We start from the raw sequence: 22,397 nt of genomic DNA, 5'->3' as shown, positions 1-22,397 counted from the left end.
TAAAACTATAAGATTATGAAAACACTCTTACTCGTTTCCCTACTATTAATTGTATCGATCTCCTTTGCCCAAGATGGTAGTCCAGATTTAAGTTACGGAGATAATGGAGTTGTAAAACACACTGTGTACAATGGAACCAGTTATGTTGGAACAATCACGGAAGGCAAGAATAATACGGTTTTTGTAGGTGGTGGAAGAGTAATGACTCATTCCGATAATTTTATAATGGCAATAAATGATGACGGATCTATTGATGAAGAATTTGCTGATAACGGGATGATTATCATTCCCACCCAAAATGAAGATCTTTTAGACATACAATACATGCCAGATGGCACCTTACTAGTTAGTAGTATTATCGATTCTTATTATAATATTACCAAGTATAATTTAGATGGTTCTATTAATACCTCTTTTGGAGATAATGGACGTATTCAACCATTTTCGGTCTTAAGCAATACTAATTTTTTTACCATTGATGAACTAGGAAACATCTATTTATTAGCAAGATTCTCAGGCTATGGACCAATAGATATTGAGATTTTAAAATTTGATAGCAATGGAGTACTTGATATAAATTTTGGCAATCAGGGGATAATTGATTTACCAGTTCATTATCTTGATGAGGTAAAAGCGAATAAAGTTATTGTAAAAAATAATTCAATATATATATTAGTTAATTATAAAGAAGAAAACGTTTTAGAGAATGCTATAATTAAATATTCCGAAAATGGTTTAATAGACAGCAGCTTTGGCGTAAATGGAACAGCATCCATACCAAGTGTTAGTAATTTCAATACTACTTTTAATTTATTTAATAATGGAAGCTTTTTAATTGGAGCAAGACAAATAGATCCTGTAACTGAGTTATATATTAAAAAAACTGTGAAGTTGAACGCAGATGCTTCTTTAAATTTAGATTTTGGAATAGATGGAGTAATTGAAGGGTTTGAAAGTAGCCATATATTACCAGACCAGCGTTTTATTGCAAATGCAAATACTGAAAATTGGGATTACGGTATCTTACTTCATTACGCAAGATTTTTTAATAATGGTTTACAAGATCAAACTTTTCAATTTAGCACCAATTTTGGATCACTTTCAAGTAACTATTCTATAATATTAAATAGTGGAAAGCTTTTAACCGTGGGCACAGATTATTATAATAATCCCCATCCTTTAGAAATTGTTTTACAAAAATTTAATAATACATTATTAAAAACGCCGAAATATAAGAAAGAAACCTTTAAAGTTTACCCCAACCCTTCCAACGGAATTTTTACAGTCGAGTCTTCTGTTTTTTATAAAAAAGAAAATTATCAAATCACTGATATTACAGGAAAAATAATTGCAACCGGCCAGTTAAATGAACTGCAAACACAGCTTGATCTTTCTTCTGCACAGAGCGGTGTCTATTTCCTAAAAATTTCAAACAGCGTATTTAGATTATTGAAAAATTAATTTTTTAAAATTTGAGAATTTAGTATCTTATAGGATAATTCCCAACCTATTCTTTAAATGTTCAAAAATATGAACAAAATTTTACTCTTTTTTGCGTTGTTAATTACGCTTATATCATTTGGGCAGGATGGCAGTTTAGACCTTTCGTTCGGAGATGGCGGGGTTGTAATTATAGATTTGGACAACAGTCAGGATTTGGTGTGGAATGTTGTGGAACAGGCAGACAATAAAATAATTGTTTCCGGAGCTATGGCTCAAAACAATGAAAATTTTTATCCATATTTAGTAAGATTTATGCCTGATGGCACATTGGATACAACTTTTGGTACGGATGGTTTGGTGTTAAGCACTGATAATGGTTTTGATGATTTCATGTATCTGTTTTTTGATGACTCTCAAAATATCATTGCCGCTGGACCTAAAAATCAAAGTTCAACATTCGTAGTTGCTAAATACCTTGATGACGGAAATTTAGATACTACTTTTGCAGATAATGGCATAAAGACTATTCCTAATGGGAATTATGTAGGAATGACACTTTTGCCTGATGGCTCTTTTTTGTTATTGAAATTTTCAAATAACAACACTATCACAATAAACCATTTTTTAAACAACGGTTCTTTGAATTTAAATTTTGGTGTAGATGGAGCGGCAATTTCTAGTTATAGCGGTGAAAGTTTTAAAGGGGTTGAAATTAAAACGGATGCCGATAATAATATCTATTTCTTGGGCAAACGCAACAACATTGCCGGTGCCGATATTATTTTAATGAGATTCAATCCCGATGGCTATTTAGATACAAGTTTTGGAAGCAATGGAATAACTACAAAAAATCTTGCTTTTGAGCCCATGAATTCCAGTACTGCAAGCCTTGATTTCACAAATGATAATAAAATAGTTATTGCTGGAAGTTGCGGTGCTTGCGTAGATCTTTTTGAACCTGTTTTTCAACCATATTTTTTAAGGTATAACCCTGATGGATCCCCAGATGCCAATTTTGGTAGTGATGGCACGGTTCTACTGCCAGTTTCAGGTTTCAGCATTTCGCGGTTAATAATTCAAGACAACCAAAGATTGATTATCGGAGGACAATATTTAGACTGTTTTGAAGGTAGTAGTTATGGTATTTTACGATATTTTGCTGGAGGTACACAAGATAATTCATTTAATGGGGGAGGTGGAGAATTTAATTATACAACCTCTTTTATGCAAGCTGATGGAAAGATTTTAAGTGTTGGAAACACATTTTGGTATGATGGGCCAGAAGACGTTGTTTTACTACGTCATAACAATAACCCTCTGAGCATTGATGAATTTGAAAATCAAAAAATAACAATTTACCCCAACCCTTCCAACGGAATTTTTATAATTGAGCGCCATTTCTTTTCCGAAAAAGAAAACTATCAAATAACAGACATTACAGGAAAAATAATTGCAACCGGCCAGTTAAATGAGAAGCAATCACAGCTTAATCTTGCCTCAGCTCAAAGCGGTGTCTATTTCCTAAAAACTTCAAATAGCATAATTCGATTATTGAAGCATTAGGTTTTTGATATTTATTCGGTTTTTGGAGCTTGTATTTTAGAATTTGCGAATGGCATTTTGTACTTTCGGATTTCAAACTAAATTAAACTATGCCATTAGTTACTCCCCTTTCTCCAAACCACGACAGTGAAACCAAACAATTGGCCGAATTTTTTAATGAAACATTAGGCTTTTGTCCAAATAGTGTGCTCACTATGCAACACCGCCCTGCGATTAGCAAAGCATTTATAAACCTGAACAAAGCCGTAATGGCGAATGAAGGACGGGTTACATCCGCTTTAAAAAGAATGATTGCTTGGGTAAGTAGCAATGTCACGGGCTGTCGCTATTGCCAAGCCCATGCTATTCGTGCTGCAGAACGCTATGGAGCCGAGCAAGAGCAACTCGAAAACATCTGGGAATACAGATCTCACCCTTCTTTTTCAGAGGCTGAGCGGGCCGCATTAGACTTTTCATTAGCTGCTAGTCAGGTGCCAAACGCAGTGAATGATGAAATAAAACAACAACTTTACAAATATTGGGATGAAGGTGAAATAGTAGAAATGCTAGGAGTTATCTTTCTATTTGGTTATTTAAATCGTTGGAATGACTCAATGAGTACTACTATTGAAGAAGGAGCCATTGAAAGCGGTGAGCAATATCTCGGCAAACACGGATGGAATAAAGGCAAACACGTCTAATCCTAAATTGACAATTTGAGAAATAGACTTTTGTTATTTCTTGCCCGAAACAACAACTACAATTTCCCCTTTTGGTGGTTTATTGTCGAAGTGTTTTAAGACTTCTTCAGCCGTACCGCGGACGGTTTCTTCGTGTAGCTTTGTCAATTCACGTGAAACCGAAATTTGTCTTCCAGCGCCAAAATACTCTACAAATTGTGCTAGAGTTTTCAGCAATTTATGAGGTGATTCATAAAATATAATTGTTCGAGTTTCTTCAGCTAGAAGTTGAAGGCGAGTTTGTCTTCCCTTTTTAACAGGAAGGAAGCCTTCAAATACAAATTTATCATTTGGAAACCCACTGTTTACCAAGGCAGGAACGAATGCTGTAGCACCAGGCAAACAATCCACTTCTATACCGGCTTCAACACAAGCGCGCGTTAGTAAAAATCCTGGATCGCTTATAGCTGGGGTTCCTGCATCACTAATTAGAGCTATATTTTCACCGCTTTCAAGACGCTTTACAATGCCATCTACCGTTTTATGTTCATTGTGCATATGGTGAGAATACATTTGGGTATTTATTTCAAAATGTTTCAAAAGTTTTCCACTTGTTCGCGTGTCTTCTGCATATATTAAATCTACATCTTTAAGCACCTCAACAGCGCGATAAGTCATGTCTTTTAAATTACCTATTGGTGTAGGCACTAGGTAGAGTTTTCCCTTCATAGTTTATGGGCGTACAGTTTTTCCGAAGAAATAAGAAATTAGTAATAATACAATTCCAATAAGTGGAAGTGTTATCCCCGGATCATTTATAAAATAATGAGCAAAAGAAGCCAATGCCATGTCAAAAAACAGACCTGCATAAGCCCACTCCATCACCCATTTTGGTTTTCGGTATAAAATAAAGAATATGGCAATTATTTTAGCAATTGCCATAGGTATAACTAAATATGTTGGATATTGATAATCTTGGTAATCCCCTTCAATAACAGCTGTATTCGTTAAATACATAAACGCGGAATATAAAAATAAAGCGCTTAGTAGCCCAGTTGCAATCCAATAAATTGATTTTTGGGCTGTCATAAATTATCGATTAGTTAAATCGCTTTTCAATTATATTCATAAACCTCTCGGCGTAAACTTCTTTATTTTCCCAATGATTATAGTCTGGTTTTACTTGAGCGTTTAAAAAAGATTGTGCCTCCTCATAACTTTCCAAAGTATTTATTTGTGATAACACACGAGTGTAATCTTCAATTTGCCCATCAAATAAATGCTTTATAAATGCCAATCTATCATTCAAACCTACATTCAATCCTTTATTTACAACATCGTTTAAAGATTTCACTTTTGTTTCAGACGCAGGTTTTCTCTTTTCTTCAACATCTTTCACTTCTACTGGTTCTGAAACTTCAACTGGGTTTGAAAACAAATTTGTTTGCTTTCTTTCAAATTCAGGCATTCTTTGATAGGTAGAAGCAAATTCTTCCAATTCATTTTTTATATGATTTGAAGGCGCTGTATCTGGAGCAGGTTCCTCAGGTGTTTTCGATTCCTCAGGAATTTTTGGTTCCTCAACTTTAGGAAGCAATTCGTCTAGCATTTCATCTATCTTATCGCTTTCTTCAGGCATTTGAGCTACTATATCCTTAATTTTCTCCATTAAAGGTTCAATAAGATCTTCCTTGTGTTCTGGTTGCGGCACAGGCTCAGGCTCAGTAAACCAATTTTCTTCACGAAAACTTTTAGAGTCTAACGATTCTTCTTGTTCCACCTCTTTTTCTGGCTTTGTTTCGTAATCGCCCTCAAGTTGTTTCTCAAGATACTCAAGCACTATCAATTTATCGTAAAGTTCTCTGACTAACCCCTTAACAGATGTGGTTTCAAAGGCACTTTCATTAGCTATTATTTTCTTTGCGACTGTCGATAATTGCTCTCGCAGTTTCTTCTTCATATCTTATTAAATTAAACCGTATTTCTATTTTGTTTTTATAAATTTACGCATCCTTTGTGTAATCATCAACTATTTTTATATACTTATGTAAATACGTTGATATACAAAGACTTCAACCAAACCGCGAGTTGAATATCCTTTTGATAAAAATATTAAATTTGAATGTTGCGTGTAAATTTAAACTATGTTTCTTGAAAATACCGTAAATCAGAAAGAACAATTTGGCTGGATTGAAGTAATCTGTGGTTCCATGTTTTCAGGAAAAACCGAAGAACTTATCCGAAGGCTTAAACGAGCTCAATTTGCACGTCAGAAAGTTGAGATTTTTACACCTTCCATAGATACTCGTTATGCTGAAGATGCAGTAACGAGTCACGATAGCAACCAAATTAGATCTACACCAGTGCCTGCCGCTGCAAATATTCCAATTTTGGCAGATAATTGCGATGTAGTTGGGATAGATGAAGCTCAATTTTTTGACGATGAAATTGTAAAAGTGTGTAACGACCTTGCCAATCGTGGTGTAAGAGTTATTGTTGCAGGACTAGATATGGACTACAAAGGAAATCCCTTTGGGCCGATGCCTGCATTAATGGCAACTGCTGAATATGTAACTAAAGTACACGCTGTTTGTACCCGAACAGGAAATCTTGCGCACTATAGCTATCGTAAAGCTAAAAGTGAATCACTAGTTTTACTAGGAGAAACAGAAGAATATGAACCCTTAAGTCGAGCTGCATTTTATAAAGCACAGTTAAGTGACAAAGTCGTAAAACTAGAAGTGAAAGATGTTGAAGAATTAAACGATAAAATTCCTCCTGAAAATACAGGAAAAAAAGCATAACTATGCCCAAAGCTACAGAAACAGTATTAGAAATAGACTTAAACGCCCTAGGCAAAAACTATAAATACCTTACTTCAAAATTAAAAAACAACACCAAGTTTATGGCTGTTGTAAAAGCCTATGCTTACGGAAGCGACTCAGTTGCTATCGCCAAAGAACTTGTTGATTTAGGTGCAGATTATTTTGCTGTAGCCTATCCAATTGAAGGAGTTACTCTTCGAGATGCAGCAATACAAACCCCAATTTTGGTATTACATCCACTTCCTGTTAATTTTGACGTTATAGTAAATCGATGTTTAGAGCCTAGTATTTATTCTTTGAAAATATTGGATGAATTCATCGTTTATGCCGAAAAAACGAACCAAAATAACTATCCAATTCACTTAAAATTTAATACTGGATTAAACCGCTTAGGATTTACAGAAGACGAAATTTCATTAATTTCTAAAAAACTAGCAGCTACAAAAAGTGTAAAAGTAAAATCGGCTTTCTCACATTTAGGAGCTTCTGAAGATTTATCAGAAAAAGAGTTCTCATTAAAGCAGATTAATACTTTTAAAAGCATTTCTGAAAAATTAACTGCCGAACTTGGGTACAAGCCATTGCTTCACTGTGCAAACACATCTGGGATTATTAATTACCCTGAAGCACATTTTAATATGGTCCGTTCAGGCATAGGATTATATGGCTTTGGCAACGATAAAGAAGAAAATAAAAACTTTAAACCAATAGCAACTTTAAAAACTGTTATTTCACAAATTCACACAGTTAAAAAAGGTGAAAGCATTGGGTATAACAGAGGTATCATTGCTGAAAAGACTACACAATCCGCCACCTTACCGCTGGGTCATGCCGATGGAATTCCACGCTCTTATGGCAAAGGTAAAGGTTGGGTAGTTATTAATGGTAAAAAAGCTCCTATCCATGGAAATGTGTGTATGGACATGATAATGGTAGATGTAACAGATATTGAGTGTGAGGAAGGCGATGAAGCTATTGTTTTTGGTTCTACAAATACTGCGGAAGATTTATCTGCAGCTATAAACTCTATTCCTTATGAATTACTAACTGCAATTTCACAACGTATTAAAAGAGTGATTTGCCGTAAATAAACAGATGCTGAATTTTTTGTGATATATTGTATATATAATTTGTTAAATTTGGAAATACTAACACATTAAACTAATCAACATGTTAAAAGAATTTAGAGACTTTATTATGACTGGCAATGTCGTAGACCTTGCTGTTGCTGTAATTCTAGCAGGTGCCGTTGGCCTTGTAGTTACAGGATTTACTAACGACATGATTATGCCAATCGTCGGGCATTTTGCAGGCGGAATGGATTTTGCCGATCTTAAGTATGTATTAGATCCAGCTGTAATTGGTCCAGATGGCGAAATTGTAGAACCAGAAAACGCAGTTATGTGGGGTAAATGGGTAAATTCCATTATTAACCTGATAATTGTAGGATTTGTTTTATTTATGATAGTAAAAGCTTACGCAAACGTACGTAAGAAAAAAGAAGAAGCTCCTGCTCCAGACCCAGGACCATCTGAAAAGGATATTTTATTAGAAATTCGTGACGAGCTTAGAAAAAAATAATTTTCTTACTTAAGTGACTTTATCAATAAAGTTTACTAAGTGGTTCTGATAAATTATCTAAGGATTTTATTGAAATTTTATTGAAGTACCGCTACACTACATATTCTAACCTTAACCCTCTATCAATAAAAAGATAGAGGGTTTTTCTTTGTTTTAATTTGACAAAACTGTTAATAGACGAAATAAAATTTCAAATCATTTACAATAGCACAAAGTAGCGTCTATATGGTTAATTCTCCTTTGTGTTAAGGCTTTCCTCTTAAGGGAAATTTAACTTCAAACTCATTGCTTGCTTTGTAAAAATCTTTCCGACCTTTGTAGATAAGTAATTAATAATTCGAGCACGCTAGATTAGTGTATTTACAGAATTAAAATAACGAATAATAATTTTCAGAATATGAAATTAGCTGTAGTTGGTGCAACTGGAATGGTTGGTGAAGTAATGCTTAAAGTATTAGCAGAACGCAACTTCCCTATAGATGAACTGCTTTTAGTAGCTTCAGAAAGATCTATTGGAAAAGAAATGACTTTTAAAAACAAAACTTATAGCATTATAGGTTTAGAAGAAGCTGTTGCAGCCAAACCTGATATTGCTTTATTTTCTGCAGGCGGAAGTACATCATTAGAATGGGCTCCAAAATTTGCTGAAGTTGGAACAACGGTTATCGACAATTCTTCTGCTTGGCGAATGGATCGCGACAAGAAGTTAATTGTTCCTGAAATTAATGCTCAAATTTTAACTAAAGAGGATAAAATTATAGCTAACCCCAATTGCTCAACCATTCAATTGGTGATGGTGTTGGCACCACTTCATAAAAAGTATAAAATGAAACGCGTTGTTGTTTCTACCTATCAATCGGTTTCTGGAACTGGATTGAAGGCGGTGCAACAAATGGAAAATGAAATGGCCGGAATAAAAGGTGAAATGGCTTACCCTTACCCTATTCATAAAAATGCACTCCCACACTGTGATGTTTTTGAAGAAAATGGTTATACTAAAGAAGAAATGAAGCTTGCTCGAGAACCTCAAAAAATATTAGACGATCGCACTTTTTCAATTACAGCCACAGCAGTACGCATTCCAACCTCTGGTGGACATAGTGAATCGGTTAACGTTGAATTTGAGAACGAATTTGAATTAGGTGATATTCGTAAAATGCTTCACGAAACTCCTGGCGTTACTTTGCAAGATAATATAGACACAAACATTTATCCGATGCCAATTTATGCACACGATAAAGATGAAGTTTTTGTTGGGAGAATTCGCAGAGATGAAACACAGGAAAACACAGTAAACATGTGGATTGTAAGTGACAACCTACGAAAAGGCGCAGCTACAAATACAATTCAAATTGCGGAATACTTGGTTGCTAATTCCTTAATCTAATTCTCTTGAATTTAGTGAGATTTTCTTTCTCTTTTTAAAATACCAAATTCCTATTCCTATCAAAGGAATTAAAAGAAGTAAAAAGTAAAACGAACGTATATTCCTGTTTTCTTGAGGGGTATCGGTAGCACCATAATAAACAAAGGCACCCCAATAATAAGGTGATTTTCGGGTGTTGTCTATAGTTTTGTTTTGAAGATAATCTAAGCTAGCTTGATGAAGTGAAAAATTTCGAGAACGGGTTTTGTTTAAGTTTTGATAATAATACTTCATTAATTCGGCTGTACTTTTATCATTAACCTGCCACAAAGAAAACAACACATTTGAAGCACCAGCATACTGAAATCCACGCGCTAAACTTAAAGCACCTTCACCTTTTACTACTTTTCCAACTCCGGTGTCACAAGCACTTAAAATCACTAATTGATTAGAAAATGGAAGTCCATAAAGTTCTTCTACCGAAAAGGTTCGGTCAAAAAAACTTATTGATGGCACAATGCTAAAACTACCTCCGGTTGCGTGAGTAGACAAGTGTAGAATTGTATGAGAATCGGCACTTGCAACAAAGTTTTTTACTGTGGCCTTAGTCTCCATTAACAAATCAGACTTAAATACTTCGGCTATCGCTTTTGCTTCATTAACCGAATATTCTAATTCTTGAGCTGAATTTTTAAACACAGGAAACACCCCTAAAACGGATTGCCTTTCATCTAAAGGGGCAGTATTTCTTAAGTATTCAGTAAATGAAACTGTGTAGGAAACTGTACTTTCAAAAATTAAAAAAGGCATTTCATTATACTTAAAGCCTTGTTTTTCTGAAGTTAATAATGTTTGAAAAGGAATAAATGATAAAATTCCATCGGGAATAATAATCAAGTTTTCTGCTTTTGGTAACTGCAGTTTTCTGAAAAGCTTTAAAGAAGAATCAGTAAAGAGCGGTATATCATTGTTAATAGTTGCTGGGTTATCAAAAAAACGATTATGAGAACGAATTGCTTCTGTAAATTGCTGATGCTCTGTTCTGGAACCAACAATTTTCTTAAATATTAGTTTTTCTTTTGAAATAATAAACTGATAAACATCCTTGGAACCAACAAAATAACTCACCAAAGTCTGATTTGAAATTGTAACCTTATTTATAACTTCATCTAAATCAACAAAGGAGTTTAACATTAGAGAGTTCGCTATTTCAGATTGAATATTGGCATATTGTATTTTTTGTTTGGTAAGTAGTGTACTGTATTCTTTTTGAAGAAGTACCAACTTATCATAATCAAGGTTATTACTTAAAACCTGTTTTTGAATTTGATCACTTATTACAGCGAATTCCTTTTGAAGCTTTTGAAATTCTGAAAACTTTTTATTTTCGTACGAGTTCAGTTCGGCTTTTAAAAACACCGCCTCACTTACAATTCTCCCTTTCACCTTGTTGTCTAGTTGTACGGCTTTAGCTATCCATTCCTTGTTTTTTGTTGATTGAAATTGCTTATAAAACACTTCCATCATCATCTCACTTCTACGCTTTACGTCTTGTTGCGCTAACAATTTGCTACCTTGAACATACAGTTCTGCAAAAAGATAATCGCTAACTTCAGAAGCGAGATTAAAAGCATCTAATGCTTTATCTAAATTACTTTGATTGGCGAGTACATTTCCCTGTAAGTCCAAGGCATCCATTAAAATCGTTTCCGCATATACTTGATCATTTCTAGGTAGAGATTGTTCTAAATCATACGAAGGAATTAACAACTTATAAATTTGCTGAATTTGAGAAAGAGAATTTTCTATTTGACCTGAAACAAAATAAGTTTCTGCCAATGATAATTGCATTTTCGCGACTTCTCGAATATTTATGCTAGAGCCGTTATGAAGGATTTTAATAGCCTTTTTTAAATTGAGGATTGCTTTATTATTTTCTTGTTCTGAAAGATTAACTTGCGCTAAAAGTTGATAAGCTTTTGGGTCATTAGAATTTAATTTTAAAACTTCATTTAAAAGTCTCTTAGTTTCTTTTATCTCAACTAAAGCAAAATATGCACTTGCTAAATTAATTTTTAATTCATGATTGGTTGGTGACTCTTTTAGAACTTGCAGCAAGATGTTTTTCGCTTTATGAAATTCACCTCGATTGTGATATAATACAGAAAGATTTAAAACACCTCCCACTTGCTGTTTAGCTTGCCCAGTTTCCCTAGCGTAAATTATGTAATGTTTTATAGTATTTTCGGCTTCTGATAAGGCTTGGGTTTTTATATAAAGATTACCTAGAGGCTTTAGACAATATTCTATAATATCGTAGTTACTAAGATTTTCAGAAAAGTATAGTTGCTTCGCTTTTTCGTAAACCTCGATAGCTTTTTGAAGTGCTTTGTTTTGAGTTTCTATATAACCAATATTGCAATAAGCAATGGTTTTCGCCAACAGCACTTCTTTATCATTTGAAAGTGTAGTATCCACTACATTCAAAAGTTCGTATTGGTTCTCGGGATTTGGCTGTTCTAAATAGGTATCTAAACGTGAATAAATAACATCAACATCCTGTGTTTGCGCAACGGAACTTGCGATACAAATCAGGAAAAATATAGTTCCAATTATGTGTTTTTTTAAAATTTCCAAATTGCATAGGCTTGAAGTTGAGAGGTGGGTTGGTTAAAATTAAACACATATCGAACTCCCACACTCGGACCGATTCTAACACCACCCGCATTTACACCTATAAAAACTCCACTATTAAAATTGGTAAAACTTTCGGTGCATTCGGTTTTTTGAAAAGTATCATTGGTTTCATCTCTAATTATTCCTTCATCTGGAATATTCAAATAAGCCTCTCCGGTTGTTTCGGAAGAAATTTTACTTTGAAAATCGAGTTTTAGTTGAACTCCAGCACCAACAGCCAAGAAGTTATTTAAGTTATAGCGATAGGAAACAGGCACGAGATAGGCTGTAATATTATTTTCTTTATTTTTTTCTGTAAAACGTTGAAGACTTTCAATCCCAACATCATTAAGGTCGGAGGACTCAAACCTCTTAAACTCCTCGAAGGATGCTGTAGAAACAAAAAATTCACTTTGCCAATACCCACGATACGATTTAAAAGGGGAAACTGATACTCCGGCAAATACCTCCCGACTTTTCTCTACCGATGGCGTATATATATACCCAGCTTTTGCGCCAATAGAAATTCCAGGCATAAATCGGGTTGTACTATAATTTGTGATTATGGGTTCATTTTTGTCAAAATATATTGCGGTTCGACTCCTAGTCTTCTTTTTGTGAAAGTCATCACCAAATTTCATAGCATATTTCACAAAACCCTTAGTAGAATCGCGTTCCATAACATTTTTTTGTGCCGTACCAGGAAGATAAATGTTTTTGAAGGTGAAAATAAGTTTATCTTTTTCTGCTATAGTATCTAAACATGAATAATTAACCTCTTTTTCTTTAGGACAAATGGGACATTCGGGATACATATCGATTACTTCTAATGTACTTTTATCAAACATCTCTGGAGTGTCAACTTCTAAACGGATTGTGTTTGCTGGGCCTTCACCGTCATTTTGAAATTTTACTTTAAACTTCACTTTTTTATAGCGAACCAAACGATAGTTTAATAAGAAACCGTTAGTCGACATTTTATTAGGATCGTGCGACGTTACAATCTCCAATTCGGTATCTTTTACAGTGTGGTTTCCGTAGTTATTATCAGGTACATAAATAGTTCTAAGCGTTACTAAAGCGCTAGTATCTTTTAGCATTTCAGGGGTGGTTTTTAAGGTCCTAAAAATGTGGCGTTCCTCCCCTGGCTGCATGTTTTCGAATTCTATTAGTTGGTGATTCCTGTATAGTTTTTTTGATTCTTCCAGCGTTACTGGCAGCACCAATCTCTTAGTAGAATCTTGAACTATTTTTGTACGAATACGAGGAATAACTTCTGTTCCAGCCATATAATAATCGGATTCATCAGCATCAAATTGAGCAGCAAAAATAGGATCTATTGGAGCTATTTTTTCACCGTGATGTAAACGAGTATCTTCAAGAATAAAATTGTCGTCTTTAAATTTTTTGTCGTTATAAAAAAGATATAAACTTCCACTTGTTACATAATCTTTTGTGTTTTTGTAACTAGTAATTAACACCATTTCTTCGTCGGGAAGTGGATCGCGATTTGAGCGTATAATTAAGTGCTCATCTTCAGGAAAAATTGAGGAAATAGCTTCAGAAGAATCTAGAGAAGCACTTGCACCATCTATATCTGTTGAGGTAATTATAATTTTTTCAGGTCGGCTTTTGGGCGGTTTCCCATTATCGTAATTATTAGTACTCCAAAGTCGAGCAGTATATTCACCTTTATTTTTGTAAGTGTGTTTCGGATTTTTTTTATTGCTATAGTTCCCATCACCAAACTCCCAGTGGTAAGTATAAAAAGCTTTGGGCGCACCTGCTATTTGATTTAACGGAGGCATTTTTGGAGAAAAGTCAACTTTGTTTCCCATTACATCATAAAAAATAGGAGCAGTTCGCGTAAGTGTATCTTGAATTGGACTTTGCCCTACCATACTTATTGAAAATAAAAGTACAGCCAGTGCAGACAAGAAAGTGCGTAAAAGGTTCACCATAGTTTATAAATTGTTAATGTAGTCAACTAGATTTCTCTCCGAACCATTTTTGGTGTTTCGAGTGACGGTTATTTTACCATCATTAGTAATAACTGGAGAAGAATCGAATAAAAACTCTGATTCAGGTTTACTTACAAATATCACATTCGCAGTTATGTTTCTTGGGATCTGGCTAAACTTTTCACTAAAAACCTCGTTTTCTGTATCATATTCTGAAAACATACCAACTCCGATGCTATTGGAGTCGTACTTAAGAAAAACATTGCTATTTGAAAGTGAATATGGCGAGTGTGCTTTGTTATATAAGACACCCCTTTCTTCAGTACTAGGATTGTATCGTGCAAAACTATACCAGCCTAACTCACCTATTATAGCGCGATATCCTAAAATTATACTTCCTGATGCATCTTGATAAGGTTCTTCAAAAACACTGTATTGAGGCACGACCTCCCACAGTACTGAGCATTCAATTTCATTACAAGAAGGGGATACAAATAAAGATAAATCTAAGTTTTCATTATCAGAAGGGATAAAAACTTGTATTTCCCCATTCATCAATACCGGATTTCCATTGTGTTGAGCATTTATATAGAATATGCTTTCGCTAAGCAAAGGCTCTACTGTTTGGTTGTTATTAATGCCATTTGTAGAAAGTTGACAAGCAATAATTTCGCCTGCGTTATACATTTCAAGTATGGAAAATGTTATTTCACCATCTATCATGGTTCCATCCAAATTTTGAAAGGTACCTTCAGAAATATATAGAATTGTATTTTGGTTTGCCTTAATTTCAGTGCTTGTAAAATTGTTGAACTGAAAAACCTGTAGCTTTGGAACTCGGCAGTCTAAGGCACTTTGTTTATAGATTGCCCCATCAATTGGTCCTTGTTGATTTGGGTTCTCAACTACTCCAACTTCACAGTCTTCAGCATCGGAACTGCAGCCAGAAATCATTAAGAAAACACCTATGCAAATAAAATTAAATAATTTCTTCATATTTAAGCCATTATAGTACACAAGATACAACTTTTATAAAAAAGCTTCCCACTTCAGAATTAACTGAAATGGGAGCTTAACTAAATTGAAAGTATTTATTAATTTTTAATAAATTTAAGCACTTGGTTTTCAGACAAGTTGTCTTCTATATTTATAAAATAAACTCCTTTCTGTAAGTCTGAAACATTTAAGGTTGTAGTGTTTCCTGTTCCGTTAAGATTAATCTCTTTCACTTTTTGTCCTAAAACTGAATAAATCGCCAGAGATTTTATGGTGTTATTATTTAGGAAAATTGTAAGCTCACCGTTTGTTGGATTGGGAAACAAACCACCTGTTTTAATAGCATTATCCTCTACTCCCATCGTACCATCACAGTTAGTAAGTGTATAAGAATATGCAGTATCATTAAAATTCATCGAACCTTCAGTAGTAGTTACAAGACCAGAACTAACTGGAATTTCATATACACTAATGGATGTACGTGATAAAGTAAGATTCATATTATCACATATATTTCTTTTATCTGAAGTTCTAGTGATTTCGGCAAAAGTATATGGCATTCCTTCTGGAGTTTGATATCCTACAGTGACATAGTCGTCTTGAGATCCAGAATTTAAATTCAGCACTGTGGCCATATCTGGATAGTAAATTAAAGGCATTTGTCCGTTCCAAAAATTATATTCATCTCCAGGTGCTTCAACATGAGTATTCAAATATTGGTAAGCAATAGAAACCTGATTACCAGTTGCTTTTTCAAATTCGTAGGTAAACACATTGCTTTGTCCAAATTTTACGTCTCCAGCTCCATTGGTCCAATACTCTTCTCGATTATATCCAAAGACCACTAAGTTATTTGGGCTAAGAACAGATTCTTTTAAGGTAAATCCGTATCGATCTAAATATCCTGAATTAATTACCCAAGAAAGGCTGTTTATTATATTTCCAGAAGTATCAAAAACGGTAATCCCAAAATTATGCATTGATGAGTAATTAGATAACATATAAATGTTTCCAGTACTAGCTTCGTAATATGCATCAACACTTACATCTCTATAGTTTCCGTATATATAACTTTTATCCCAAAGTAAATTACCTTGATGATCTATAAGCATTGCCAATACACCTTGTCTCTCAAAACCTTGCTGAGTAATACCTGTAGCACTTCCAGTTAGGAAAAATCCATTGTTAGTTTCGGTGATATTATTGATAAAATCGTAGTCGTTGTTTGCAGCAGATGTTCCTAAACTATCTACCTCTGTAGTCCAAATTACATTTAAGAATTCATCAACCCTAAGTACATACCCCATATTAAATGAACACTGGTTGTCTAAGTTATAGCAATTACTAACAAATCCACCAACCACAAAACCTGGGTCTGTAGTTCCGTTGTTATCAGCATCTGTATCTGTGTAGGCGATATTAAGTCCGGTTGAATTGAAGCTTGACCCAACAATATCGTAGTAATTTACATTTACTACGTTTCCTGTAGCCGCATCAATTTTTGCAATAAAAGTTCGCTTTGTACTACCTACATCTATAGACCCTGTAATGGCTACAAAACCTAACATATTTGCAACATCAAAAACTCTTGCGTTTTGTAAAGAGCTGTCTGAATATTCTTTTGCCCAAATAATCATTCCATTTTCATCCATTCTTTTTAGACTAACCACAGAACTACTCATTGTAGAATCAAATATATTACTGGCAACTATAAAGTCTGTACTGCCGTCATCGATAACCTCGATGTTAAGATCGTGAAAGATATCGGAATTATGTTGTACCTCTCTTTGAAAAGGCTGCGCTTGTATTGTCAAGCAAAATAATCCGATTAATGCGAGTGAAAATAATTTTGTCTTCATAATAAATGTCTTTAATTAATATTTATAATTCAGCAACCTTTTGCTGCTTCATACTTATATCAATAGCTTTTAAAAATGTTACCCCTGTTTTAAAAAAATAATAAGGAAGAGCTTCTAAACATCTGTGAGGTTTGTTTGACAGTGATATTTTATAAAAAAAGAAGGTCACTTTTGTAGAGACCTTCTCTGGCTATCAAATTAAACAACTAATCAACACACCAACTTACTATGGTAAATTATTAATAGCCGCCACCATATTCTCGTGCGTATTCACTTGTGTATCTTCAAGATTGAATACATAAACATCATTTTCAGCAATTGTAACTCCTTGAATGGCGTATCTCCAATTGTCTCCTTCTGCAGTTGCAAAAATTATATGCACTTTTAACCCTATAGGAATTTGTCCGTAATGTTCAGAAAACAATCCTGCCTGCTCATCAAAGGTATCTAGTTGAGCCAAGGCATTAGGCTCGCCATCGTAAGATAGATATACTGCACTATTATCATAATTAAAACCTTCAGGAGCTTTTACTTTTAATGTAGTTTTAGGTCTAGGATCACTGTAAAACTTATCAATATTCGTCCATCCAAATTCATCTAAAAACACAATATAAGTTTCACCTTCAGTAAATAGCTCATTGTGTGTACCTGGCTCAACTTCATCCCAAGTAAGATCTCCTTTCTCATCAATAATTCCTTTCCACAAAATCATTTCTGGATCTGCCCCTCCAGTATTTTCTCCGGGTACCAAAAGCTGTAATACGCATCCAGAATCTAGAGGAACGCCATCTTTTGTTACTTCTATAAAAAACTCTCCACCGGTAATTAGCATTGCTTTATCTCCATTTGAATTTAGCCCCATAGTTGGCTTATTGGTAGGTAACATATCTCCACTTTCAAAAATATCGACAAAACTTAGCTCTACTTCACCAGTTACTAAATTGCCATTTAGCGTTAAACAGTTTGCTGGAATATTTAAAACAGTTCCATCATTTGAGGTAAAAGAAAGGCCATTTTCAGCATTAAAGTTTACAGTTTCTGTGTGATCGTTTAGCGCAATTTCTCTTAATCCTTGAAACTGAGCTGAAGAAGGGGGCACGAATGCTACGTCTGGTATGCTCTCTACTTTTTCCTCTTTACTACACCCTATAGCTAATAAAGCTAGTAAGCTAACTAGTAAAAGTTTTGAAAAGGGTGTTTTCATTTGATTATTCATTACATTTTTCATGAGTTCTATTTTTTTATGATTATATCCTTATATCAATAGTTTTAAATATTGTTACCCCTCAGTTGTTAGTTTTCATTATTTTTAAGTTTTTAAACCCAGACTTTGGAAACAAAAAAGATACATTCAGACCAACGATATGTTAAAGCACTTCTGGCTAACGACAGTACTCTTATAAATGAGATCTATGAAAAATTTACGCCCAAAGTGATTTCTTATGTTTGTAAAAACAGTGGAGATGAAACAGCGGCAAGAGATATAATTCAAGAGACTTTAATTACAATTTATGATCAGGCAAAAACTAAAGGATTAAAGCTTACTTGCCCTTTTGATGCCTATTTTTTTCTGATCTGTAAACGGAAATGGCTTAATACACTTAAAAAAAGTGGTAGTAAAGAGGTAACAATTGAGGAGGAACGTTTATCTATTAAAGACGATGCTGATGAAATCGCAGAAAAAACCCAGCAATTTGAAGAGCAACAGAATTTATATATGTCTGTGCTTTCAAAAATGGGAGAAACGTGTAAACGAATAATTACCTTAGGTTTTTCGGCAATGTCTATGCAAGAAGTGGCAGAGCAATTAGGAGTAACATATGCTTACGCCCGCAAAAAAAAGTCACTTTGCATTAGCAAATTAACCCAATTAATTAAAGAAAGCTCTCTGTATAGAAAGCTTCAAAATGACTATTAGTGATATGGAAAGTGAAGCCCATGAATTATTTGTTGCATATCTAGAAAAAGAACTATCAAGCTCCGAACGCGAAACCTTTGAAAGAAAATTGAATGAAGATTCGAAGTTTGAAGCGAAATTTTTAGAGTTTAAGAATATTTATATCGTTTTAGAAAATAGACTATCGCCGGAGCGAGCTACGGTTTTAGAAACCATCAATCAGGCTAATTCAAATTTTAATTATAAGCCATCAAAAGTTACAACAGAGAAAACAGAGACAACAGAGAAAAAAGTAATTAAATTTAAGCCTTGGAAATACGGAATTGCCGCATCTATATTACTGGCAATCGGAATTTTCATTTTTAATAATTTCAGTAAACCTACATATTCTGACTTCGCAACCCAAGAAACCATTTCATTAACTGTTAGAAGCGATGTAGATGAAACTACCAAAAATGCTGAAGTGGCATTTAATTCAGCAGACTACGCAAAAGCACTATTATATTTTAACGAACTTTTAGAGGTAGAACCCAATAACTTACAACTTCAGTATTATAAGTCGGTTGCCTTAGTTGAATTGAGTGAGTTTGATGAAGCAGATAGTTTATTGAAAAAAATACAGGAAAGTAATTCTGTTTACGCATCAAAAGCCAAATGGATAAATGTATTAAGTTATGTTAAGCAAAAACGCTATAAGGAGGCTAAGGAAGTCGCTAATTCTATTACCTCAAATGACCCCGAATATCAAAAAGCTCAAAAGCTACTTTCAAAACTATAAGTTTTACATGTCAAATTTTTAATATATCTATTAAATTTTAAACATATCAACATCAATTAACGAGATTATTTTTATTATCTTTAAGGAACCAACCTTAAAACCAATAAGTTATGAATTCCTCGTTTACAAAAATAATCCGCACCATTTTGGGTTTAGGTTTGCTCTTTTTTGGACTGAGCAAATTATTCCACTTTAGTTTTTTACCTACACATATATATACTGATGACGCCGCACGTTTCATAGACTCACTTAGCGACTCTGGTTATATTATGTATGTAGTAGGAGTGTTTGAAGTTGCTATCGGGCTTATGCTTGTAATAGGGAAATGGGTTCCATTTGCACTATTATTATTAGCTCCAATTTCCGTTAATATCCTCTTATTTCATTTATTCTTAGACACTCCCGGGCTTTTAATTGCAATTATTGTCATTCTTCTGAATGTGGTTTTAATTTACAAATATTGGAGTGTATATAGGCCGCTATTTACTTAATCACCTTTAAAAATTTTAAAATGAAAAGCTTTCTCTTGTGGAAGCTTTTCACTTTTTATATAGTTTCCTGCAATCTTAAAAAATTGTACATTTACACTTCTTATAAAAATCAACAAATATGAAGTTATCAATCGTTCCGGCAGTTTTATTACTCGCTCTGGTGGGCTGTAAAGAGGAGCCTAAAAAAGAAGTAACAACAGTGACATATCCACAGATTAAAACAGTAGACACAGTAGACAATTATTTTGGTGTTGAGGTAAAAGATCCATATCGCTGGTTAGAAGATGACCGCAGCGCTGAAACCGCAGAATGGGTTAAAGCTGAAAACGAAGTTACTTTCGATTATTTAAATAAAATTCCATTTAGAGAGGAATTAAAAAAACGCCTTTCTGATATTTGGAATTATGAAAAAGTGGGAGCGCCTTTTAAAGAAGGAGACTACACTTATTTCTATAAAAACGATGGATTACAAAATCAATATGTAATCTACAGATATAAAACTGGAGAAGACCCAAGCACAGCTGAAGTTTTCTTAGACCCAAACACTTTTAAGGATGATGGTACTATTTCATTAGGGCAAGCGAGCTTTTCAAAAGATGGTAGTAAGTTAGCTTACGCTATCTCTGAAGGTGGTAGCGATTGGAGAAAAGTAATCGTAATGAATACCGAAACTAAAGAGATAGTAGGCGATACTCTTAAGGATGTAAAGTTTAGTGGACTATCTTGGAAAGGTGAAGATGGATTCTACTACTCTAGCTACGATAAGCCAAAAGGAAGTGAATTATCTGCAAAAACAGACCAGCATAAAGTTTACTATCACAAATTGGGAACTCCACAAAGTGATGACAAAGTAATTTTTGGTGCAACTCCAGAAGAAAAGCATCGATACATTGGAGCATCAGTTACTGAAGACAATAACTACCTATTAATAAGCGCTAGCACATCAACTTCAGGAAATAAACTATTTATTAAAGACCTTAAAAATCCAAACTCAAAATTTGTTACAATTTTAAATGATACAGATTCAGATTCTTATGTACTAGAAAATGTAGGCTCTAAGCTTTACATAGTGACAAATAAAAACGCACCAAATAAGAAAATTGTAACTGTTGATGCAGCAAATCCAGCTCCAGAAAATTGGAAAGATTTAATTCCTGAAACGGAAAATGTTCTTACTCCAAGCACAGGTGGGGGAAGCATTTTTGCTAACTATATGGTTGATGCTGTTTCAAAGGTGAAACAATATGATTACGACGGAAAATTAATCCGTGAAATTGAACTTCCAGGTGTAGGTTCTGCAGGTGGTTTTGGAACAAAGAAAGAAGAAAAAGAACTTTACTATTCTTTCACTAATTACGTTACTCCAGGAAGCATTTATAAATTTAATATTGAAACTGGAGATTCAGAATCATTTATTAAACCAGAAATTGATTTTAATCCTGATAATTTTGAAAGCAACCAGGTTTTCTATACTTCTAAAGACGGAACAAAAATCCCGATGATTATCACGCATAAAAAAGGGTTGAAATTAGATGGAAAAAACCCAACTATTCTTTATGGTTACGGTGGATTCAACATTAGTCTTACTCCTAGCTTTAGCATTGCAAATGCAGTGTGGATGGAGCAAGGCGGTGTTTATGCTGTACCAAACCTAAGAGGTGGTGGTGAATATGGTAAAAAATGGCATGATGCAGGAACTCAGATGAAGAAACAAAACGTATTCGACGATTTTATCGCTGCTGCTGAGTACTTAATTGCAAACAACTACACTTCTAGTGACTATTTAGCTATTCGCGGAGGTTCTAACGGAGGATTACTTGTTGGAGCTACGATGACGCAAAGACCAGACTTAATGAAAGTAGCACTTCCTGCTGTTGGAGTTTTAGACATGTTACGTTACCACACCTTTACTGCTGGTGCAGGTTGGGCATACGACTATGGTACTGCTGAGGACAGCAAAGAAATGTTTGAATATTTAAAAGGTTATTCACCACTACACAATGTTAAAGAAGGAGTAGAATATCCTGCTACATTAATCACAACTGGTGATCACGACGATAGAGTTGTTCCAGCACATAGTTTTAAATTTGCTGCGGAACTTCAAGCTAAGCAAACTGGCAATAATCCAGTTTTAATTAGAATTGAAACAGACGCTGGTCACGGTGCAGGAACTCCCGTAAGCAAAACCATCGAGCAATACGCCGATATATTTGGATTTACATTATTCAACATGGGGTATAAAAGCCTATCGAAATAATAGAAACAAAATCATACTATTAAAAAAGCCTCGCAAATTGCGAGG

At 34.3% G+C, this 22,397-nt stretch carries 19 protein-coding genes; 11 read left to right on the top strand and 8 right to left on the bottom strand.

The window, feature by feature from the left end; genetic code table 11:
• Positions 1 to 15 precede the first annotated feature (15 nt).
• The 3 genes from RT250_RS04955 to RT250_RS04945 all read left to right on the top strand — a co-directional run bounded on the left by RT250_RS04955 (position 16) and on the right by RT250_RS04945 (position 3,686).
• Positions 16 to 1,461, top strand: a complete 1,446-nt coding sequence (locus RT250_RS04955; RefSeq protein WP_313112682.1) for a T9SS type A sorting domain-containing protein — start codon at positions 16 to 18, stop codon at positions 1,459 to 1,461.
• Positions 1,462 to 1,530: 69 nt separating this feature from the next.
• Positions 1,531 to 3,006 carry a T9SS type A sorting domain-containing protein gene (locus RT250_RS04950; RefSeq protein ID WP_313112681.1) on the top strand — a complete coding sequence of 492 codons (1,476 nt, stop codon included), beginning with the start codon at positions 1,531 to 1,533 and terminating at the stop codon, positions 3,004 to 3,006.
• Between the two features lie 89 nt (positions 3,007 to 3,095).
• Entirely contained in the window at positions 3,096 to 3,686 is a 591-nt protein-coding gene (locus RT250_RS04945; protein WP_313112679.1) for a carboxymuconolactone decarboxylase family protein, read from the top strand.
• Positions 3,687 to 3,719: 33 nt separating this feature from the next.
• On the opposite strand, the gene rsmI is transcribed toward RT250_RS04945, so the two are convergent.
• From rsmI to RT250_RS04930, 3 genes are read right to left on the bottom strand one after another with little or no spacing between them, the layout of a single operon-like run.
• Positions 3,720 to 4,394: a 16S rRNA (cytidine(1402)-2'-O)-methyltransferase gene (gene rsmI / locus RT250_RS04940; RefSeq protein ID WP_313112677.1), complete on the bottom strand. Its 675-nt coding sequence runs from the start codon at positions 4,392 to 4,394 to the stop codon at positions 3,720 to 3,722.
• Positions 4,395 to 4,397: 3 nt separating this feature from the next.
• Positions 4,398 to 4,754: a DoxX family protein gene (locus RT250_RS04935; RefSeq protein WP_313112676.1), complete on the bottom strand. Its 357-nt coding sequence runs from the start codon at positions 4,752 to 4,754 to the stop codon at positions 4,398 to 4,400.
• A 10-nt stretch (positions 4,755 to 4,764) separates the two neighbouring features.
• Positions 4,765 to 5,625, bottom strand: coding sequence for a DUF8457 domain-containing protein (locus RT250_RS04930; protein WP_313112675.1), 861 nt, complete (start codon positions 5,623 to 5,625; stop codon positions 4,765 to 4,767).
• A 184-nt stretch (positions 5,626 to 5,809) separates the two neighbouring features.
• Between RT250_RS04930 and RT250_RS04925 the strand changes: the two genes are divergently transcribed.
• The 4 genes from RT250_RS04925 (at position 5,810) to RT250_RS04910 (ending at position 9,458) form a co-directional block, all read left to right on the top strand.
• Positions 5,810 to 6,469: a thymidine kinase gene (locus tag RT250_RS04925; RefSeq protein WP_313112674.1), complete on the top strand. Its 660-nt coding sequence runs from the start codon at positions 5,810 to 5,812 to the stop codon at positions 6,467 to 6,469.
• 2 nt (positions 6,470 to 6,471) lie between these two features.
• The gene (gene alr, locus RT250_RS04920) at positions 6,472 to 7,581 is read left to right on the top strand and encodes an alanine racemase (RefSeq protein WP_313112673.1); all 1,110 of its coding nucleotides are present in this window, start codon (positions 6,472 to 6,474) and stop codon (positions 7,579 to 7,581) included.
• 79 nt (positions 7,582 to 7,660) lie between these two features.
• On the top strand, positions 7,661 to 8,071 hold the full coding sequence (gene mscL / locus RT250_RS04915) for a large conductance mechanosensitive channel protein MscL (protein ID WP_313112671.1): 411 nt from the start codon (positions 7,661 to 7,663) through the stop codon (positions 8,069 to 8,071).
• A 397-nt stretch (positions 8,072 to 8,468) separates the two neighbouring features.
• On the top strand, positions 8,469 to 9,458 hold the full coding sequence (locus RT250_RS04910) for an aspartate-semialdehyde dehydrogenase (RefSeq protein ID WP_313112669.1): 990 nt from the start codon (positions 8,469 to 8,471) through the stop codon (positions 9,456 to 9,458).
• Here RT250_RS04910 and RT250_RS04905 read toward each other — a convergent pair.
• The 5 genes from RT250_RS04905 to RT250_RS04885 all read right to left on the bottom strand — a co-directional run bounded on the left by RT250_RS04905 (position 9,450) and on the right by RT250_RS04885 (position 18,157).
• Positions 9,450 to 12,074 (bottom strand): CHAT domain-containing protein, encoded by a 2,625-nt coding sequence (locus RT250_RS04905; protein ID WP_313112667.1) that lies wholly within the window; start codon positions 12,072 to 12,074, stop codon positions 9,450 to 9,452. The genes RT250_RS04910 and RT250_RS04905 overlap by 9 nt on opposite strands.
• A complete protein-coding gene (locus RT250_RS04900) occupies positions 12,062 to 14,074 on the bottom strand; it encodes a DUF7849 domain-containing protein (protein ID WP_313112665.1) in 2,013 nt (670 codons plus the stop codon). The genes RT250_RS04905 and RT250_RS04900 overlap by 13 nt, the downstream gene beginning before the upstream one ends.
• A 3-nt stretch (positions 14,075 to 14,077) precedes the next feature.
• The gene (locus tag RT250_RS04895) at positions 14,078 to 15,070 is read right to left on the bottom strand and encodes a hypothetical protein (RefSeq protein ID WP_313112663.1); all 993 of its coding nucleotides are present in this window, start codon (positions 15,068 to 15,070) and stop codon (positions 14,078 to 14,080) included.
• 98 nt (positions 15,071 to 15,168) lie between these two features.
• Positions 15,169 to 16,929, bottom strand: a complete 1,761-nt coding sequence (locus RT250_RS04890; RefSeq protein ID WP_313112661.1) for a T9SS type A sorting domain-containing protein — start codon at positions 16,927 to 16,929, stop codon at positions 15,169 to 15,171.
• A gap of 226 nt (positions 16,930 to 17,155) precedes the next feature.
• Positions 17,156 to 18,157, bottom strand: a complete 1,002-nt coding sequence (locus tag RT250_RS04885) for a hypothetical protein (RefSeq protein ID WP_313112659.1) — start codon at positions 18,155 to 18,157, stop codon at positions 17,156 to 17,158.
• 102 nt (positions 18,158 to 18,259) lie between these two features.
• On the opposite strand from RT250_RS04885, the gene RT250_RS04880 reads away from it, so the two are divergent.
• The 4 genes from RT250_RS04880 to RT250_RS04865 all read left to right on the top strand — a co-directional run bounded on the left by RT250_RS04880 (position 18,260) and on the right by RT250_RS04865 (position 22,352).
• A complete protein-coding gene (locus tag RT250_RS04880; RefSeq protein ID WP_313112657.1) occupies positions 18,260 to 18,847 on the top strand; it encodes an RNA polymerase sigma factor in 588 nt (195 codons plus the stop codon).
• Entirely contained in the window at positions 18,837 to 19,604 is a 768-nt protein-coding gene (locus RT250_RS04875) for a tetratricopeptide repeat protein (RefSeq protein WP_313112656.1), read from the top strand. The genes RT250_RS04880 and RT250_RS04875 overlap by 11 nt, the downstream gene beginning before the upstream one ends.
• 110 nt (positions 19,605 to 19,714) lie before the next feature.
• Positions 19,715 to 20,095, top strand: coding sequence for a DoxX family membrane protein (locus RT250_RS04870; protein ID WP_139854027.1), 381 nt, complete (start codon positions 19,715 to 19,717; stop codon positions 20,093 to 20,095).
• A 118-nt stretch (positions 20,096 to 20,213) separates the two neighbouring features.
• Positions 20,214 to 22,352 carry a prolyl oligopeptidase family serine peptidase gene (locus RT250_RS04865; protein ID WP_313112654.1) on the top strand — a complete coding sequence of 713 codons (2,139 nt, stop codon included), beginning with the start codon at positions 20,214 to 20,216 and terminating at the stop codon, positions 22,350 to 22,352.
• Positions 22,353 to 22,397 lie beyond the last annotated feature (45 nt).

This window comes from Aequorivita sediminis, assembly GCF_032080575.2.
In the GTDB taxonomy this organism is placed as follows: domain Bacteria; phylum Bacteroidota; class Bacteroidia; order Flavobacteriales; family Flavobacteriaceae; genus Aequorivita; species Aequorivita sediminis.
The sequence above is the reverse complement of the archived record's forward strand: the minus strand, read 5'-3'. Positions and strand labels throughout refer to the sequence as shown.

Excerpts from the sequence above, each read along its gene's own strand:
- RT250_RS04885 (WP_313112659.1), bottom strand. The coding sequence starts at position 18,157 with ATGAAAAATGTAATGAATAATCAAATGAAAACACCCTTTTCAAAACTT.
- RT250_RS04935 (WP_313112676.1), bottom strand. The coding sequence starts at position 4,754 with ATGACAGCCCAAAAATCAATTTATTGGATTGCAACTGGGCTACTAAGC.
- RT250_RS04900 (WP_313112665.1), bottom strand. The coding sequence starts at position 14,074 with ATGGTGAACCTTTTACGCACTTTCTTGTCTGCACTGGCTGTACTTTTA.
- RT250_RS04895 (WP_313112663.1), bottom strand. The coding sequence starts at position 15,070 with ATGAAGAAATTATTTAATTTTATTTGCATAGGTGTTTTCTTAATGATT.
- rsmI (WP_313112677.1), bottom strand. The coding sequence starts at position 4,394 with ATGAAGGGAAAACTCTACCTAGTGCCTACACCAATAGGTAATTTAAAA.
- RT250_RS04910 (WP_313112669.1), top strand. The coding sequence starts at position 8,469 with ATGAAATTAGCTGTAGTTGGTGCAACTGGAATGGTTGGTGAAGTAATG.
- RT250_RS04865 (WP_313112654.1), top strand. The coding sequence starts at position 20,214 with ATGAAGTTATCAATCGTTCCGGCAGTTTTATTACTCGCTCTGGTGGGC.
- RT250_RS04950 (WP_313112681.1), top strand. The coding sequence starts at position 1,531 with ATGAACAAAATTTTACTCTTTTTTGCGTTGTTAATTACGCTTATATCA.
- RT250_RS04890 (WP_313112661.1), bottom strand. The coding sequence starts at position 16,929 with ATGAAGACAAAATTATTTTCACTCGCATTAATCGGATTATTTTGCTTG.
- RT250_RS04875 (WP_313112656.1), top strand. The coding sequence starts at position 18,837 with ATGACTATTAGTGATATGGAAAGTGAAGCCCATGAATTATTTGTTGCA.
- RT250_RS04930 (WP_313112675.1), bottom strand. The coding sequence starts at position 5,625 with ATGAAGAAGAAACTGCGAGAGCAATTATCGACAGTCGCAAAGAAAATA.
- alr (WP_313112673.1), top strand. The coding sequence starts at position 6,472 with ATGCCCAAAGCTACAGAAACAGTATTAGAAATAGACTTAAACGCCCTA.
- RT250_RS04925 (WP_313112674.1), top strand. The coding sequence starts at position 5,810 with ATGTTTCTTGAAAATACCGTAAATCAGAAAGAACAATTTGGCTGGATT.
- RT250_RS04955 (WP_313112682.1), top strand. The coding sequence starts at position 16 with ATGAAAACACTCTTACTCGTTTCCCTACTATTAATTGTATCGATCTCC.
- RT250_RS04870 (WP_139854027.1), top strand. The coding sequence starts at position 19,715 with ATGAATTCCTCGTTTACAAAAATAATCCGCACCATTTTGGGTTTAGGT.
- RT250_RS04945 (WP_313112679.1), top strand. The coding sequence starts at position 3,096 with ATGCCATTAGTTACTCCCCTTTCTCCAAACCACGACAGTGAAACCAAA.
- mscL (WP_313112671.1), top strand. The coding sequence starts at position 7,661 with ATGTTAAAAGAATTTAGAGACTTTATTATGACTGGCAATGTCGTAGAC.